The sequence below is a fragment of the Leucobacter chromiiresistens genome (assembly GCF_900102345.1).
In the GTDB taxonomy this organism is placed as follows: domain Bacteria; phylum Actinomycetota; class Actinomycetes; order Actinomycetales; family Microbacteriaceae; genus Leucobacter; species Leucobacter chromiiresistens.
This window is the reverse complement of sequence record NZ_FNKB01000001.1, coordinates 2,446,166-2,463,065: the sequence shown is the minus strand read 5'-3', so window position 1 is coordinate 2,463,065 and position 16,900 is coordinate 2,446,166. Positions and strand designations below refer to the sequence as shown.

Annotated in this window: 14 protein-coding genes; 9 read left to right on the top strand and 5 right to left on the bottom strand. The window is 71.4% G+C overall.

Translation table 11 applies throughout. The annotated features are described in order from the left end of the window. From carB to BLT44_RS11250, 4 genes are all read left to right on the top strand, one after another. Positions 1-3,291 (top strand): carbamoyl-phosphate synthase large subunit, encoded by a 3,291-nt coding sequence (gene carB / locus BLT44_RS11265; protein ID WP_010156974.1) that lies wholly within the window; start codon positions 1-3, stop codon positions 3,289-3,291. After that, on the top strand, positions 3,288-4,154 hold the full coding sequence (gene pyrF, locus BLT44_RS11260; RefSeq protein WP_010156975.1) for an orotidine-5'-phosphate decarboxylase: 867 nt from the start codon (positions 3,288-3,290) through the stop codon (positions 4,152-4,154). The genes carB and pyrF overlap by 4 nt, the downstream gene beginning before the upstream one ends. A 71-nt stretch (positions 4,155-4,225) precedes the next feature. Next, complete coding sequence (gmk, locus tag BLT44_RS11255; RefSeq protein ID WP_040504977.1) at positions 4,226-5,110, top strand: guanylate kinase; 885 nt, start codon at positions 4,226-4,228, stop codon at positions 5,108-5,110. Positions 5,111-5,182: 72 nt separating this feature from the next. After that, positions 5,183-6,166 carry a DMT family transporter gene (locus BLT44_RS11250; protein WP_010156977.1) on the top strand — a complete coding sequence of 328 codons (984 nt, stop codon included), beginning with the start codon at positions 5,183-5,185 and terminating at the stop codon, positions 6,164-6,166. Here the strand turns inward: BLT44_RS11250 and BLT44_RS11245 are convergent. Next, on the bottom strand, positions 6,163-6,813 hold the full coding sequence (locus BLT44_RS11245) for a DNA-3-methyladenine glycosylase (protein WP_029608305.1): 651 nt from the start codon (positions 6,811-6,813) through the stop codon (positions 6,163-6,165). The two genes, BLT44_RS11250 and BLT44_RS11245, sit on opposite strands and share 4 nt — an antisense overlap. Before the next feature lie 172 nt (positions 6,814-6,985). On the opposite strand from BLT44_RS11245, the gene BLT44_RS11240 reads away from it, so the two are divergent. Continuing rightward, positions 6,986-7,555: a DUF308 domain-containing protein gene (locus tag BLT44_RS11240; RefSeq protein WP_231291551.1), complete on the top strand. Its 570-nt coding sequence runs from the start codon at positions 6,986-6,988 to the stop codon at positions 7,553-7,555. A gap of 3 nt (positions 7,556-7,558) precedes the next feature. Here BLT44_RS11240 and BLT44_RS11235 read toward each other — a convergent pair whose 3' ends face one another. Continuing rightward, positions 7,559-8,110: a YaeQ family protein gene (locus tag BLT44_RS11235; protein WP_040504978.1), complete on the bottom strand. Its 552-nt coding sequence runs from the start codon at positions 8,108-8,110 to the stop codon at positions 7,559-7,561. Positions 8,111-8,121: 11 nt separating this feature from the next. After that, positions 8,122-10,770, bottom strand: coding sequence for a non-homologous end-joining DNA ligase (gene ligD / locus BLT44_RS11230; protein WP_074690223.1), 2,649 nt, complete (start codon positions 10,768-10,770; stop codon positions 8,122-8,124). Positions 10,771-10,839: 69 nt separating this feature from the next. On the opposite strand from ligD, the gene ku reads away from it, so the two are divergent. The 3 genes from ku to BLT44_RS11215 all read left to right on the top strand — a co-directional run bounded on the left by ku (position 10,840) and on the right by BLT44_RS11215 (position 14,222). Continuing rightward, complete coding sequence (gene ku / locus BLT44_RS11225) at positions 10,840-11,865, top strand: non-homologous end joining protein Ku (protein WP_074690221.1); 1,026 nt, start codon at positions 10,840-10,842, stop codon at positions 11,863-11,865. Positions 11,866-11,970: 105 nt separating this feature from the next. Further along, the gene (locus BLT44_RS11220) at positions 11,971-12,516 is read left to right on the top strand and encodes a PadR family transcriptional regulator (protein WP_010156985.1); all 546 of its coding nucleotides are present in this window, start codon (positions 11,971-11,973) and stop codon (positions 12,514-12,516) included. 5 nt (positions 12,517-12,521) lie between these two features. Then, positions 12,522-14,222, top strand: coding sequence for an ABC1 kinase family protein (locus BLT44_RS11215; RefSeq protein ID WP_010156986.1), 1,701 nt, complete (start codon positions 12,522-12,524; stop codon positions 14,220-14,222). Between the two features lie 66 nt (positions 14,223-14,288). On the opposite strand, the gene BLT44_RS11210 is transcribed toward BLT44_RS11215, so the two are convergent. After that, positions 14,289-15,488 carry an MFS transporter gene (locus BLT44_RS11210; RefSeq protein ID WP_010156987.1) on the bottom strand — a complete coding sequence of 400 codons (1,200 nt, stop codon included), beginning with the start codon at positions 15,486-15,488 and terminating at the stop codon, positions 14,289-14,291. Positions 15,489-15,589: 101 nt separating this feature from the next. Between BLT44_RS11210 and BLT44_RS11205 the strand changes: the two genes are divergently transcribed. Beyond that, positions 15,590-16,126, top strand: a complete 537-nt coding sequence (locus BLT44_RS11205; RefSeq protein ID WP_010156988.1) for a TetR/AcrR family transcriptional regulator — start codon at positions 15,590-15,592, stop codon at positions 16,124-16,126. A 30-nt stretch (positions 16,127-16,156) separates the two neighbouring features. On the opposite strand, the gene BLT44_RS11200 is transcribed toward BLT44_RS11205, so the two are convergent. Continuing rightward, complete coding sequence (locus BLT44_RS11200) at positions 16,157-16,714, bottom strand: putative immunity protein (RefSeq protein WP_010156990.1); 558 nt, start codon at positions 16,712-16,714, stop codon at positions 16,157-16,159. Positions 16,715-16,900: the final 186 nt, after the last annotated feature.

Here is a 16,900-nt window from a genome sequence, read left to right as displayed (position 1 = left end):
ATGCCCAAGCGTTCAGACATCAATTCAGTACTCGTCATCGGCTCGGGTCCGATCGTCATTGGCCAGGCCGTCGAGTTCGACTACTCGGGAACCCAGGCGTGCCGCGTGCTCCGCGAGGAGGGCGTGCGCGTCATCCTCGTCAACTCGAACCCCGCCACGATCATGACCGACCCCGACTTCGCCGATGCGACGTACGTCGAGCCGATCACCCCCGAGGTCATCGAATCGATCATCGTTAAGGAGCGGCCCGACGCGATCCTCCCCACGCTGGGCGGTCAGACCGCGCTCAACGCGGCGATCGAGCTCCACGACCGCGGCATCCTCGAGAAGCACGGCGTCGAGCTCATCGGCGCGAAGGTCGAGGCGATCCAGCGCGGCGAGGATCGCCAGATCTTCAAGGATCTCGTGATCGAGTCGGGAGCGGACGTGGCGCGTTCGCACATCGCTCACACGCTCGAGGAGGCGAAGGAGTTCGCGAAGGATCTCGGCTATCCGCTGGTCGTGCGCCCCTCGTTCACGATGGGCGGCCTCGGCTCGGGCTTCGCGTACACGGAGGAGGAGCTGGTCCGGATCGCGGGCGACGGGCTGCACTACAGCCCGACCAGCGAGGTGCTGCTCGAGGAGTCGATCCTCGGGTGGAAGGAGTACGAGCTCGAGCTGATGCGCGACACCGCGGACAACACCGTGGTCGTCTGCTCCATCGAGAACGTCGACGCCGTCGGCGTGCACACCGGCGACTCCATCACCGTGGCGCCGGCCTTGACGCTCACCGACCGCGAGTACCAGAAGCTGCGCGACATCGGCATCGACATCATCCGCCGCGTGGGCGTCGACACCGGCGGCTGCAACATCCAGTACGCCGTCGATCCCGCGACGGGGCGCATCATCGTCATCGAGATGAACCCGCGCGTCTCGCGCTCGTCGGCGCTCGCCTCGAAGGCGACCGGCTTCCCGATCGCGAAGATCGCCGCGAAGCTCGCACTCGGGTACCGGCTCGACGAGATCCCGAACGACATCACGCAGAAGACGCCGGCGAGCTTCGAGCCGTCGATCGACTACATCGTCGTGAAGACTCCGCGATTCGCGTTCGAGAAGTTCCCGGCGGCCGACGACACGCTGACGACCACCATGAAGTCGGTGGGCGAGTCGATGGCGATCGGGCGCAACTTCACGACCGCGCTGCAGAAGTCGCTGCGCTCGCTGGAGAAGCAGGGCTCCTCCTTCCACTGGGGCGACGAGTCGCGCTCGGTCGAGCAGATCCTCGAGACCATCAAGCGCCCCACCGACGGGCGCATCGTCGACGTGCAGCAGGCACTGCGGCTCGGCGCGACCATCGAGCAGGTCTTCGAATCCACGTCGATCGACCCCTGGTTCCTCGATCAGATCCAGCTGATCAACGAGGTCGCCGAGACGGTGCAGCGCGCGGGTCAGCTCACGCTCGACGTGCTGCGCGAGGCGAAGGATCACGGGTTCTCCGACGTGCAGATCGCGGCGCTCCGCGGGGTGTCCGAATCGGAGATCCGCGGCCTGCGCCACGGGCTCGGCCTGCGCCCCGTGTACAAGACCGTCGACACGTGCGCCGGCGAATTCCCGGCGCTCACGCCCTACCACTACTCCTCGTACGACTCCGAGACGGAGGTCGCCGCGAGCGACCGCAAGAAGATCGTCATCCTCGGCTCCGGCCCGAACCGCATCGGTCAGGGCGTCGAGTTCGACTACTCCTGCGTCCACGCCTCGTTCGCGCTCTCCGACGCGGGGTACGAGACCATCATGATCAACTGCAACCCCGAGACGGTGTCGACGGACTACGACACGTCGGATCGCCTCTACTTCGAGCCGCTCACGCTCGAGGACGTGCTGGAGGTCATCCACGCCGAGCAGGCGTCGGGCGAGCTGCTCGGCGTCGTCGTGCAGCTCGGCGGCCAGACGGCGCTCGGCCTCGCCCAGCCGCTGAAGGACGCGGGCGTGCCGATCCTGGGCACCACTCCGGAGGCGATCGACCTCGCCGAGGAGCGCGGCGCATTCTCGCGCATCCTCGACCGCGCGGGCCTGCTCGCTCCGCGCAACGGCACGGCGATCGACGAGGAGGGTGCGATCCGCATCGCGGAGGAGATCGGCTACCCCGTGCTCGTGCGCCCCTCCTTCGTGCTCGGCGGGCGCGGCATGGAGATCGTGTACGACACCGAGTCGCTGCACGGCTACTTCGGCCGCATCGAGGGCCACGCCCTCGTCGGGCCGGGCCATCCGCTGCTCGTCGACCGCTTCCTCGACGACGCGATCGAGATCGACGTCGACGCGCTCTACGACGGCGAGCAGCTCTACGTCGGCGGCGTCATGGAGCACATCGAGGAGGCGGGCGTGCACTCGGGCGACTCGAGCTGCACGCTGCCCCCGGTCACCCTCGGGCACGATCAGATCGCCCGGGTGCGCGAGGCGACGCTCGGCATCGCCGAGGGCATCGGCGTCCGCGGCCTGCTGAACGTGCAGTTCGCGATCGGACAGGGCGTGCTCTATGTGCTCGAGGCGAATCCGCGCGCATCGCGCACGGTGCCCTTCGTGTCGAAGGCGCTCGGGATCCCGCTCGCGAAGGCGGCCTCGCGCATCATGGCGGGGGAGACGATCTCCGAGCTCATCGAGAGCGGGCTGCTGCCCGAGCGCGACGGCTCGCGGGCGCCCATCGACGCGCCGATCGCCGTCAAGGAGGCCGTGCTGCCGTTCAAGCGGTTCCGCACGCACGAGGGTTTCGTCGTGGATTCGCTGCTCGGACCCGAGATGCGCTCGACCGGCGAGGTGATGGGCATGGATCGCGACTTCCCGACCGCCTTCGCGAAGAGCCAGTCGGCGGCCGGCAGCGAGCTGCCGGAGAGCGGCACGGTGTTCCTCTCGGTCGCCGACCGCGACAAGCGGTCGATCGTTCTGCCCGCACTCCGCCTGCAGGAGCTGGGCTACCGCATCCTCGCGACGCAGGGCACGCAGGTGGTGCTCGGCCGCAACGGCATCGCGTCGGAGGTGGTGCGCAAGCACAGCGCCGGGGCCGAGGGAGACACGATCGTCGACCTCATCAACCGGGGCGACATCGACATGATCATCAACACGCCGTCGGGCAGCTCGGCGCGTGCGGACGGGTACGAGATCCGCGCCGCTGCCGTGGCCGCCGGCAAGCCGATCTTCACCACGGTGTCGGAGCTGTCGGCGGCGGTCGGGGCGATCTCGGCGCAGCGGAGCGGGTTCGACGTGAAGTCGCTCCAGGAGTACCAGGCCGACCGCGACGCGGCGCTGGCCGGGCGATGACCCGACCGGGGTTCGGAGACCGGCTCGCGGCGGAGTTCGCCGCGGGCCGGCACCTCTGCGCGGGCATCGACCCGCACGGGCCGCTGCTCGCCGGCTGGGGGGTCGCAGATGACGCCGACGGCGCCGAGCGGATGGGGCGCGACGTGGTTGCCGCCGCAGCGGGCGTCGCCGCCTGCGTCAAACCGCAGATCGCCTTCTTCGAGCGCTTCGGCGCCGCCGGGTTCGCCGCGCTCGAGCGGGTGCTCGCCGACGCGCGGGAGGCGGGGCTCCTCGTCGTCGCCGACGTGAAGCGCGGCGACATCGGCTCGAGCTTCGCGGCGTACGCCGACACCTGGCTGGCTCCGGGCTCCCCGCTCGAGGCGGACGCGATGACGGTCGTCGCGTATCAGGGCTTCGGCACGCTCGCCGGTGCGCTGGAGCGCGTGCAGCGCGACGGCAAGGGGCTGTTCGTGCTCGCCGCGACGTCGAATCCCGAGGCCGCCGAGGTGCAGCAGGCGCGCCGCGCCGACGGTCGCACCGTCGCCGCCGCGATGGTGGAGGACGCGGCGGCGTGGAACGCCGCGCACGCGAGCGCGCCGGTCGGCGGCGTCGGCGTCGTGCTTGGCGCGACGCTCGATCTGTCGGCGTTCGGCATCGACGTCGCCGTGCGGCCCGCCGGCCCCGCCCTGCCGGTGCTTGCACCGGGGTTCGGCCATCAGGGCGCCCGCATCGAGGATGCGGGCCGGGTGTTCGGCGGCATCGGTCACGCGCTGCTCGCGAACGAATCCCGCAGCATTCTGAACGGCGGGCCCGCGGGGCTGCGCGACCGGATTCGGGAGCGCGCAGCAGCGGTTCGCTTCGCGTTGAGCGGCGAACCGGCCTAGGCTATGACGCATTGCGCACAGCTCGCGCACGGAGACCATGAAGGAGTGACACGGTGACGACTGCTCGGACGATGCCTGAGGTGGATCGTGTGGCGGCGAACCGCGCCGCGATCGCGGCGCGACAGACGCGCGCGGATCTCAAGCGGCGTCTGCGATCGGGCGAGGTGTCGCCGTTCCGCGTGCTCGAGCAGTCGCGGCTGCCCGATACGCCGGCCGCGTCGCTGAGGATCACCGACTTCCTCCTGTCGTTCCCCGCAATCGGTGCGGTGAAGGCGGAGCGCGTGCGCGAAGACCTGGGCATCTCCGAGCGCAAGCGGCTCGGCGGCCTCGGCAAGCTGCAGCGCGACCGGCTCGAGGCCTTCGTGCGCGAGCGCACGGGCGGCGGCCGGGTCGGCCCCCGCCCGCCGCTGACGGTGCTCGCCGGCCCGACCGCGGTGGGCAAGGGGACGGTCGCGACGTACATCCGCGAGCACTACCCCGAGGTGCAGCTCTCCGTGTCGGCGACGACCCGCGCCCCGCGACCGGGGGAGGAGCACGGACGCCACTACTTCTTCGTCGACGACGAGGGCTTCGACCGCATGCTGGCGGCGGACGAGCTGCTGGAGTGGGCGACCGTGCACAACAAGTCGCGCTACGGCACGCCGCGTCGCCCGGTGCTGGAGGCCGCAGAGCGCGGGGCGCTCATGCTGCTCGAGATCGACCTCCAGGGGGCGCGCCAGGTGCGGGCGAGCATGCCCGAGGCGCGACTCGTGTTCCTCGCTCCGCCGAGCTGGGACGAACTCGTCGACCGCCTCGTGGGGCGCGGCACCGAGGACGAGGAGGAGCGCACGCGCCGCCTCGAGACCGCGAAGGTCGAACTCGCCGCCGCCGACGAATTCGACGAGGTGATCGTGAACGACGAGGTGCCCCGCGCTGCGGCGCGACTCGTCGAGCTCATGCGCGGCGACGACGCCTGAACGATCGGGGCGCGAGCGAGGCGGACGGGAGTTCGCCGGGGCGACGACCCCTCCACGCGCTAGGGTGGTGCTGTGCATGCGAGCCTGATTGACGCCGCCCGGCTCACGGGAGACCTCGGTCTCTCCGAAGCGGTCACCGAGATGACCGCGCTCGACCCGAAGCAGTTCATCGGCATTCCGCTCGCCCTGATCGGCGCCGCGCTGCTCGCGTTCGGCGCGCAGTACCAGTCGCGCGGCCTCAACAAGGTCGAGCGCATCACGGGCCAGAGCGCGGGCGCGGGCCTGTCGCTCCGTCACATCGCGAGTCTGCTGCGGCGTCCCTCCTGGGTGGTCGGCACCCTCTTCCTCGGCCTCGCCGTCGTGTTCCAGATCGGATCGCTCTCGCTCTCGCCGCTCATCATCGTGCAGCCGATCGGCGTGGTCGGGCTCGTGATCACCTCCATTCTCAACTCTCGCGTGAGCGGGGTGCGACTCGGCAAGCGTGTGCAATCATCGATCGGGCTCGCCGTGCTCGGCATCGTGGTGTTCGTGAGCGTGGCGGCGTTCACGGCCTCCGATCAGCCGGTCACCGATGCCAAGTTGATCGAGATCCTCATCACGTTCGGCGTCGTGTTCGCCGTCATCTCGGTGCTCACCCTCGTCTTCCGCCACCGCGGCGTCGCGCTCATCTACATCATCGGCGCCGGCGTGCTCTACGGCTTCGTCGCGACCTTCGCGAAGTCGGTGATCGGGCGACTGCAGCAGGGCGAGTTCGAATGGCTCACCTGGGCGTGCGTCGCGGCGCTCATCGCCGGCGCGCTGCTCGGCCTCGTCTTCGTGCAGAACGCCTACTCGTCGGGCCCGCCCGACCTCGTGGTGGCGGGTCTCACGGTGGTCGACCCGATCGTCGCGGTGCTCATCGGCATCACCGTGCTCGACGAGGCTGCGGGCGCACCCGCGTGGGCGATCCTCGCATTCGTCGCATCGGGAGCCGTGGCGATCATCGGCGTCGTCGGGCTGGCGAAGTTCCATCCGCAGACCGGTGCATCGGCCCTCGCCGTGGAGGACGCGCGCTAGCTGCGGCGCACGGGGCGCGGCGCGCCCCGGCCCGGCCGGAACGCGGACACCGACGGCTCGCCCGGGATCCAGAACCTCCACGGGAACTCGGGGCCGCCCGCGACGCCGGCGACGCCGACTCGGGGCCCGGAGGCGATCGTCGGCACCGCCCGATCGGGCAGCTGCAGGGAGAACGGCTCCGCGAAGAGGGAGCGCCCGTCGTGCGTCTCCCGACGGATGCCGAGGGCCTGCGCGACGTTGCCGGGCCCGCGGGCGAGATGGTCGGCCGGAACGTCGGTGCCCGCTCGCCGCGCGCTGCGGCGTTCGCGCGCCACGTCGGCGCCGGCGACGACCTCGCCGGCGCGCACGAGCACACCGGAGGCGGAGCCCTCGGGCGAGCACACGAGGTTCACGGCGAAGTGCATGCCGTAGCTGAAGTAGACGTAGGCGTGGCCCGGCGGGCCGAACATCGACGCGTTGCGCTCCGTGCGCCCGTTCCGGGCGTGCGAGCCGGCATCGCGCACGCCGGGCACACCGACTCCGTGATACGCCTCGACCTCGGTGATGCGGATGGTCACCCGGCCGCCGGGAGCGTCGACCGACAGGAGCGAGCCGAGCAGGTGCGGAGCCACCTCGAGGGCCGGGCGGAGGAAGTCGTCGCGTTGCATCGTCTCCATTGTGCCCGTGCCGATCGCTCCGGTGCGACGGGTTGCGCCGCTGGCGATCATGCCTCGGGTTGCCGGTGAGTTCGAAGGCGGGCGTCGTACAGTAGCTGCACGGCCGCCCGAACCGAGGCTCGGACGGTTCCGTGCGATCCGTCCGCCGAACCCGGAGGTCTCCGTGTCCCTGCCCCACATGCCCGTACCGATGCGCGGCGGCTCCGACGGGGCCGACCGTGCTCAGCCCGCGTTCCCGAAGGGCACGGTGATCGCGGTCGGCGCGATCGTCGCCGTGATCGGACTGGGCCTCGTCGTATGGCCGTTCTTCTCGGCGAGCTGGATCCTGGTGGTGCTGTTCGCCTCGGCCCTCATCGCGAACGGCGCGGTGCTGCTCGCTCGCGGCAGATCGATCGGCGGCATCCTGCTCGTCGTCGCAGGAGTCATCGCCCTCGCCTTCACTGGCGCCACTGCACGCGCGCTGGTGAGCTTCGCCGGGTTCGGGCTGATCGCGTTCGGCGCGCTCTGGCTCGCCGTCGGTCTGCGATTCGCCCGGCACCGGCCGAGCATCGGGATCGTGCCGGGAGCGGTGCTGCTCGCGGGCGGCATTCTCGCGCTCCTCTGGCCGGGGGTGGCGCTGTCGATCGCCGCGGTCGTCGCGGGCCTCGTGCTCACCGCCGTCGGCGTCGCGATCATCTGGGGGGCGACGCGCCCGCGCCGGGTCGACCCGGGCGCGACGACGATCATCCTCTGAACGCTAGGCGCTCGGCTCCGCGATGCGGTGCTCCGCGAGCGCACCCGACAGGTTCGCCCCGTTCAGGTCGAGGTACAGCTGGCCCTCGGTGCGCGAGACGGAGAGCGCGTTGCGCCGCTCGAGGGCGTCGGCCGCGCCCGCGACGAGGGCGGGATCGACCGCGAAGAGCGGTATCTGCGACGCGCGATGAATCGTCTTGCCCCGCCAGTTCGCCAGCACCTTCTCGGGGTCGCGGTGGGTGTACACGACGGCGCGCTCCGCCGACTTGCTCCCGGAGTGCAGACGGGCGGCGTCGGGTGCTCCGACCTCGATCCAGGCCGACAGCGAGCCGGTCAGGTCGCGCACCATCACCGCCGGTTCGTCGACGGTCGACACGCCACCGCCGAACGCGACGCCCTCGGTGTACTCGAGGCAGTAGGCGAGCACGCGCGTGATCATGAAGGGGGCCGTTTCAGAGGGGTGCCGGGCGACGCGCAGCGTGAACTGCTCGTACACCCCGCGATCCACGTCTGCCAGGTCCACTTCGAAGGTGTGCATCGTCGATCCCATTGCCATGATGCACGAGTCTACGGGCCGCCGAGGAACTCGGAGACATCCCGGTCGGGCCGCCACCCGCGCCACGCGGCGTGACGGAGCCGCCCCTCCGGCGTGCGCTCGCGGAACGTCACCTCGCCCACGCGGCGCGGTGCGACCCAGTGCGCCTCGCGCCGCGCCTCGCTCGGCACGTCGAAGGCGGGCTCGGCCCGCTCGTCCGCCGCGAGCACGCGCCGCACCTGTCGCCGCACCGACGCGCTGAACCCGCTCGCGACGCGGCCGGCGTACTGCAGCCCGCGCTCTCCGGGGATCGCGATGAGCAGCGACGCGAAGCCCGACGGGTCGGCGTCGCTCGCCCGCCACCCGATCACGACCGCCTCGGTCGTCTCGGCGAGCGGCACCTTCAGCCACTCGCTCGATCGCGTGCCGGCCCGATACGGGCTCGTGCGGCGCTTCGCGACGACGCCCTCCAGGCCCAGCTCGCGACTCGCGGCGAGCGCGGCCGCGGCATCGCCCGCGAACGCGGGCGGCACCGCCACCGCGCCCCGCCCGGCTGCGGCACCGCCGCCGCCTGCTTCGCCGCTCCCGCCGCCTGCTTCGCCGCGCCCGTCGTCGCCGTCGCTGTCGTCGCCGTCATCGAAGCTCTCGAGCAGCAGCTCGCGTCTCGCGTCGTACGGCAGCGCGCGGCAGTCGGTGCCGTTGAGTGCGAGCACGTCGAAGGCGAAGAAGCGCACCGGGGCCGATCGCCGAGCGCGCGCGACCTCGCGAGCACCGGTGAGGCCCATGCGATCCTGCAGCCGCGAGAAGCTGGGGGCGCCGCCGGGCCCGAGCGCCACGATCTCGCCGTCGAGCACCGCGGAGTCGGCGAGGACCGCCTGCGCCGTGTCGCGCAGCTCGGGGAAGCTCGCGGTGACGTCGCGCCCCGACCGGCTGGTGACCGTCACGCGGTCGCCGTCGAGCGCGACGATCGCGCGCATGCCGTCCCACTTCATCTCGAACGACCAGTCGCCGGCGTCGAGATGCTCGAGGGAGGCGGCTGAGGATCGCGTCGCGAGCATGGGCCGCGCGGCGTCGGGCAGCGGCTCGCCGGGCGATGGGCGCCCGGCGCGGGCTCCCGTCGACGCCGCGGGCTGCTCGGCCCGGTCTGCGCGGTCTGCCCGATCCGCCCGGTCTGCGCGGTCTGCCCGGCCTGCCCGGTCGGCCCGGTCTGCCTTGAGATGGATCATCCACTGCGGCGGATCCTCCTGCGTGCGGAAGAGCACGTAGGTGCGGGTGCCGCCGATGCCGCCGTCGACGGTGCCGGTGAGCGTCGCGATGACCTCGTCGTCGCGCCACTTCTCGAGCGCGAACGTGCCGGCGTCCCAGATGCGCACCGTGCCTGCTCCGTACTCGCCCTTCGGGATCTCGCCCTCGAAGGTGCGGTACTCCATCGGGTGATCCTCGGTGGGCACCGCCAGGTGATTGCGGCGGGGATCGGTGGGCACCCCCTTCGGGAGGGCCCAGCTGACGAGCACCCCGTCGTGCTCGAGCCGGAAGTCGTAGTGCAGGCGACGGGCCTCGTGCCGCTGGATGACGAAGACCGGGCCTTCCGCCGCGTCGCCCTCATGGGCGGCGACTGCACGCCCTCGGGCCGCCGCGGTCCGATTGCCGCCGGTGCGTCGGTGCGCTTCGGGCACGGGCTCGGGGGTGCGCTGCGCATCGCGCTTCGAGCGATACACCTCCAGTCGCTCCGACGTGCGCGCGGCCGCGCTCTCGCGGGTCAGCTCGGCCAGCGGATCGCCGCGTCGCTCGACGCGCTCCAGCACCTCGCGGAACTCGAGGTGGCGCAGGTGCGGGGAGGCGAGCTCGCGCCAGGTCCGCGGCGCCGCGACGGTCGGGCGTGCGCGACCGCGAAGCGAGTAGGGAGCGATCGTGGTCTTGCTGCCGTTGTTCTGGCTCCAGTCGATGAAGACCTTGCCGGCGCGCAGACTCCGCTGCATGCTGCTGATGATCTCACCGGGGTGATCCTTCTCCAATGCGCGGGCGAGCTCGCGCGCGACCGCGGAGACCTGCTCGGACGACTGCCCGCCGTCGAGCGGGGCGTAGACGTGGATGCCCGCACTGCCGCTCGTCACCGGTACGGAGTCGAGGCCCATGCCGTCGAGGAGGTCGCGGACGAGAAAGGCGACGCGCGCGCACTGCCGCAGGTCGACCCCGGGGCCCGGATCGAGGTCGAGCACGAGGCGATCCGGCGCCCGTCTCGGGTCTGCCGCCCCCTCGACCCCGCCGTGCTCGCCGGGCGGCTCGGCCGCCGCCCGATCGAACCGCCACTGCGGCACATGGATTTCGAGCGCCGCGAGTTGCGTGAGCCAGACGAGCGTCGACTCGTCGTTCACCATCGGGTACGCGTTGAGATGATCGCGGTGCGCGATGCGGCCGCGGGCGACCCATGACGGCGCATCATCTCCGATGTCCTTCTGGAAGAAGCTCGGGCCCTCGCCGCTCTCGCCCACGCCGTCGGGCCAGCGCTTGCGCGTGGCGGCGCGGTCGCGGCAGTAGGGGAGCATGGTCTCGGCGATGGCGCTCACGTAGCCGAGCACCTCGCCCTTCGTCGTCCCGGTTGCGGGGTACAGCACCTTGTCGAGGTTCGACAAACGGAGGGCGCGCCCGTCGATGCGCACCGCGTGCTGTGCACCGGCCATGGCTACAGCATGTTCGCGTCGGCGCACAAGGCGTAGCCCGTTGACACCCTATTCGGCTCTACTGTACGTATGAGAGCCATATGGACCGGGGCGATCACCTTCGGGCTCGTCAATGTGCCGGTGAAGCTGTTCAGCGCGACCGAGGATCACGACGTGGAGCTGCACCAGGTGCACGCGCGCGACGGCGGGCGCATCCGGTACCAGCGGCGCTGCGAGGTGTGCGGCGAAGCCGTGGAGTACGCCGACATCGATCGCGCGTACGTGGAGGACGACGAGACCGTCGTGCTCACGAAGGAGGAGCTCGAAGCCATTCCGCAGGAGCGCAACCGCGAGATCTCCGTGGTCGAGTTCGTTCCCACCGATCAGCTCGACCCGATCATGTTCGAGAAGAGCTACTTCCTGCGCCCCGCGGGCAAGTCGGCGAAGGCGTACGTGCTGCTGCGGCGCACGCTCGAGCAGACCGACCGCACGGCCATCGTGCAGTTCGCGCTGCGGCAGAAAACGCGGATCGCGGCCCTCCGCGTGCGCGACGACGTGCTCGTCGTGCAGAATCTGCTGTGGCCCGACGAGGTGCGCGAAGCGGAGTTCCCCGAACTCGACGAGCGGGTGCGCATCACGGCGAAGGAGCTGCAGCTCTCGGCGGCGCTCGTGAAGAGCTTCAGCGGCGACTTCGACGCGACCGACTTCCACGACGAATACCAGGAGGAGCTGCGCCAACTGGTGCGCGCCAAACTCGCAGCGGGTGACGCGCTCGATACGGAGGCCACGTTCGGCGACGCCGAGGAGGAGGACGGGTCGGACGCAGAGGTGATCGACCTCATGGCGGCGCTGAAGGAGAGCGTGCAGCGTTCTCGGGCGGCGAAGAAGGCCGGAGGCAGGCGTGGGGCCGGGGGCGCGTCCTCGGCGAAGGGCGCCGCCCGCTCGGGCTCCGCGGGGAAGCGGACTGCCGCGAAGAAATCCTCGGCGAAGAAGCCCGCGGCGAAGAAGGCCTCGGCGAAGAAGCCCGCGGCGAAGAAGGCTGAGCCGAAGAAGCCCGCGGCGAAACGGGCCTCCGCGAAGCGGAGCACGGCGAAGTCGGATCGCCGGGCCAGCTGACTGCGACGGCCGCTCCCGTATCCGCGATCCTCACCTATCGCTCAGGGTGTCGGCGTATATTGCCGACTATCGCTCACCAGTCGCTCGCGAGTCACGAAGGAAGCCATGCAACAGTCGTTCAATTCATTCGGGTTCGGTGCCGGCGCAGCCGGCGAGTCGCTGTGGGAGGCGATGGACCAGCTGCGCACCGGCTTCGAGAAGCGGGCCGGATCGCGGATGGCGCGCGGCGACGTGCGCGCCGCGGTGCTGGCGCTGCTCGCCGAGGAGCCCATGCACGGGTATCAGATCATCCGGGAGATCGAGCGCCGCAGCGGGGGCGAGTGGAAGCCGAGCGCGGGGTCGGTCTACCCGGCGCTCCAGATGCTCGCCGACGAGGGCTTGATCTCGGCGGAGGAGTCGAACGGGCGGAAGACCTACGCGCTCACCGACGCCGGTGGCGAGGCCGTGGCCGCCGGAGAGGCGAACGCTCCGTGGGAGGCGTCCGCCCAGCGGGCGCCGAAGCGGCACGGCGCACTCGCGCAGGCGGGCTTCGAACTGGCCCAGGCCGCGGCGCAGGTGGGCCGGACGGGGAGCGCGGAGCAGGTCGCGGAAGCGGTCGAGGTGCTGGAGGACGCCCGCCGTCGCCTGTACAGCATTCTCGCTCAGGGCTGAGCCGGGTGTCGCCTGACGTCGCGTCGAGCGGCGCCCTTCCGACCGAGATCGACCGCGCCAGGTACCGGCGCATCCTCCGGTTCGCATCGCGGCACCTCGCGCACGCCTGGTGGTTCGAGCTCGTGCTGCCGAGATTCGGGCTGCAGCGTATCACCGAGCGCACGCGCCCGCGGCGGATGCGGAAGTTCGCGCGGGCGTTCCACGGACTCGCCGTCGAGCTCGGCGGGCTCATGATCAAGGTGGGGCAGTTCATGTCGTCGCGCCTCGACGTGCTGCCGCCCGAGATCACCGCAGAACTCGAGGGCCTGCAGGACGAGGTGCCCCCGGAGCCGTTCGCCGACATCCGGCGCCTCGCGGAGGCGGAGCTCGGGGTGCCGCTCACGACCGTGTTCGCGCACGTGGAGCACGAGCCGCTCGCGGCCGCCTCGCTCGGTCAGGCCCACGCGGCGATCCTCGCCCCGTCGCTGGCGGAGGACGTCGGCTTCTCGAACGCCGTGCTGAAGGTGCAGCGGCCCGGCATCGACGGGATCGTGGCGGTCGATCTCGCCGCGCTGCGCAAGGTGGGTCGCTGGCTGAGCCACGTGCGCCTCGTATCGCGCCGCGTCGACATGCCGTCGCTCGTCGAGGAGTTCGCGGTGACGAGCCTCGAGGAGATCGACTACCTGCAGGAGGCGGCCAATGCGGAGCGCTTCCGCGAGAACTTCGCGGGAAGCGCGGGGGTCGCCGTGCCCGAGATCGTCTGGGAGCGCACCAGCCGCCGCGTGCTCACGCTGCAAGACGTCTCGGCGATCAAGGTGACCGACATCGACGCCCTGCGGGCCGCAGGAGTCGACCCGCACGACGTCGCGCTGCGGTTCGCGGCCGTCATGTTCGACCAGCTGTTCACGCACGCCTTCTTCCACGCCGACCCGCACCCCGGCAACGTCTTCGTCACCCCCGACGACGACGCTCCGGAGGGGTGGCGGCTCACCTTCATCGACTTCGGGATGATGGGGGAGGTGCCGGCGGGCACCCGTGGGGCACTCCGCTCCATGCTGATCGCCGCTGCGACGCGGGACGGCAGGGGCCTCGTCGCCGCGATGCGAGAGGTCGGCGTACTGCTGCCCACCGCCGACGCCACTGAGCTCGAGCGGGCGATGACGCAGCTCTTCGCGCGATTCGGGGGCATGGGGTTCGCCGACCTCCGGGAGGTCGACCCGCGCGAGTTCCGCGACTTCGGGCACGAGTTCAGCGACGTGATCCGCACCCTTCCGTTCCAGCTGCCCGAGAACTTCCTGCTCATCATCCGGGCGATCTCCCTCACCTCCGGGGTGTGCAGCTCCCTCGACCCGAAGTTCAACCTGTGGGATGCGATCGAGCCCTACGCGCAGCAGCTCATCCGGGAGGAGCGCGGCAACGTGGTGGGGGACGCGGCCCGTCGCGCTCTCGACGCGGCTCGGGCCTTCGCACTCCTGCCGGGGCGGATCGGATCGACGCTCGACCGCATCGACGGCGGTGAACTCGAAGTGCGCTCGCCGCAGCTCGAGCAGCGCGTGCGACGCGCCGAGGCGAGACGCCGGAATCAGACCCCGGCGATCCTCTTCGGATCGCTGCTCATCAGCGGTGCGCTGATCCGCGACGCCGACGCGGCGCTCAGCACCGCCTTCATGCTCGGCTCGCTCGCCCCGCTCGGAGCGGTCGTGGTCAACGCCCTGCGGGGCCGGTAGCGACGCTGCGAGATCGGAGGTCGTGGGCCGTCGGGCGACCGGAGTCGGGCTGCTGACGAGTGCGCGTCACGCCGCCGGCGCCTCCGCCCGACGTTCGACGCTCCGCCGCTCGGCCACGTAGGGCGCGAGGAGGATCGCGACCGCCATGAGCGCGAGCGGTGCGAGCAGGGCGGAGCGCAGCCCGGCGTGCTCGCCGATGAAGCCGAGGAGCGGCGGGCCGACGAGGAACGCGACGTAGCCGAGGGTAGCGACGATCGCCACGCGGGTGGCGGGGTCGGGCCCCGAAGCCCCCGCGACCGACAGTGCGACGGGGAGGCCCAGGGAGGCGCCGAGCCCCCAGAGGATCACCGCGGCACCGGCGGCGACCTGATGATCGACGAAGATGACGATGGCGAGCCCGACGACGCCCGATACGGCGCTCGCGCAGAGCACGGCGGGCCGGCCGAAGCGCTCGATGAACGGTCCGCCCGCGAACCGGCCGATCGTCATCGCAGCCGCGAACACCGCGTAGACCGCCGATCCGAGGGCCGGATCGAAGCCGTGCCCGTCGACCATGACGAGCGGCAGCCAGTCGTTCGCCGTTCCCTCGGCGAACGCCATCGCGAGCACGACGACGCCGATGATAATCAGGCGACCGTCGAGCACCGAGCGCAACCGGCCGCCCCTGCTCGGCTTCGCGGTATCGCGCGGCGCGATGCCGACGCCGGGCGCCACGTGCGGGATCGCGGCGATGAGCCCCGCGGTGGCGATCGCGCCGACGGCGCCGAGATGCCAGACCACCGGAACCGCGAGCGCGGTGAACCCGATGCCGGCCGTCGCGCCGACGACCGTTCCCAGGCTGAAGCAGCCGTGCAGGGCCGGCAGCACCGGCCGGCCGAAGCCGCGCTCGATGTCGGCCCCCTCCACGTTCATCGCGATCTCGCTTCCGCCCATGCCGAGACCGAAGACGAACAGTCCGGCGGTCACTGCGAGGGGTGCCCCGGTCGCCGAGCCCCAGCCGATCGTGGGCATGCTGAGAATCACTCCGAGGGTGCCGGCGAGGATGAGCGGGCGCGCACCGAGACGAGCCACGAGCGGGCCCGATGCGAGGATGCCGATCATGGAGCCCGCCGACAGGCCGAAGAGCACGAGCCCCATCTCCGCGGTCGAGAGCTGCAGCAGGTCCCGGATCGCCGGGGTGCGCGTGACCCATGACGCGATGGTGAGGCCGGGGATGAAGAACAGCGCGAACAGCGCGAGGCGGCGCCGGGGGAGAGTTGCGTGCACGGTGGCTCCTGAGTACGGGGATGCGGAGTGGCGCGCAGCGCAGGCGCCTCTCGGTGTGTACAAATGTACAAGACCGTCTCTCAATCTACCCGAGGAGCGCGATGGCCCGCGACACCCCCGACCGACGCGCGCAGATCGTGCACGCTGCGATCGACGACATCATCGAGCTCGGCGTGCACCGCGCCACGCACCGATCCATCGCCGCCCGCGCGGCGGTGCCGCCCGGTTCGCTGACCTACTACTTCGGAGGGCTGCACGAGATCTTCGAGGCGGCGTTCCGCGATATGTACACCGATATGTCGCGGGAGTACCGGGCGCGACTCGAGCGGGCGACGACCGTCGATGCGGCGATCGACGCCGTCGTCGATCTCATCGCGGGCGACTATGTGGACGATCGGCAGATGCGGGCGCTCTTCGAGATGTACTCCTTCGGCAGCGTCAACGCCACCGTGCGCGAGTACTGCCACGACTGGATGCGGCTCAGCCGATCCTCGCTCGCGATGCACTTCCCCGAGCGCACGGCCCGCGCTCTCGACGCGCTGATCGAGGGGTGGCCGATGCATCGGTACTTCGAGCGCCGCGACCTCGACCGGACGTACGTGCGCGATGTGGTGCAGGCCGTCGTGCGCCTCGGCTGAACGAGCGCGAGCGATCCTCGCAGACTCGCGTCACGCGCCCGATGCGCCATCGGTCGGCGGCGCGCCAGCGCCGCTTCTGAGCGCGGCATCGATCTCGCCCATCACCTGCGCGAGCCGCGTGCGCCCCTCCGGGGCGGGCGGATACCGGCGCAGGATCGCCGGCACGGACTGCCCGGCGAGGGCGATCAGGGCGCGCACCTCGCTCCCGGGCTCAGCTCCCGGCCGCGACTCGTGCACGATCGCGGCGCACGCCGCGGCGCGCAGGATGTGGCCGACCTGTGACGCCCGCGCGATCGGATGGAGATAGGCCGCGGCCGCGGCGTCTCCGCAGGCGAGCGCCGCCAGCCGAGCTCGCTCGTCCGGGGCCTCCCGAGCAGCGCGGTGCGCCGCGAACGCCGCAGTGCGCTGCCGATTCGAGCGGGGAGCGCCCTCCGCGAAGACGCGTGCCGCGTCGAGCGCCTCCCGCGGTCGCGAATCGTGCGGCGCGACGGCCTCGAAGTCGGGCAGCACGCGCGACGCGCACGAAGCGGCGAACCGGGCCACCGCGCGCAACTCCTCGGGAGCGAGCACGAAGTCGTCTGCAGCCATAGCGGTATTCTCGGCCACGGCTCGCGGTGAGCGCCAGCCGTACACCCCGGAGCGGGCCCGCCGCCACCCCGTGAGCCGGCCGCCCTGCGCCGCCTATGATGAAGGAACTTGGTCGAGAGGGCGGCGGAGGAGAATGCATGTTCACTGAGGAGCGACGACTTGCAGCGCTCGAAGAGATGGGGGTGC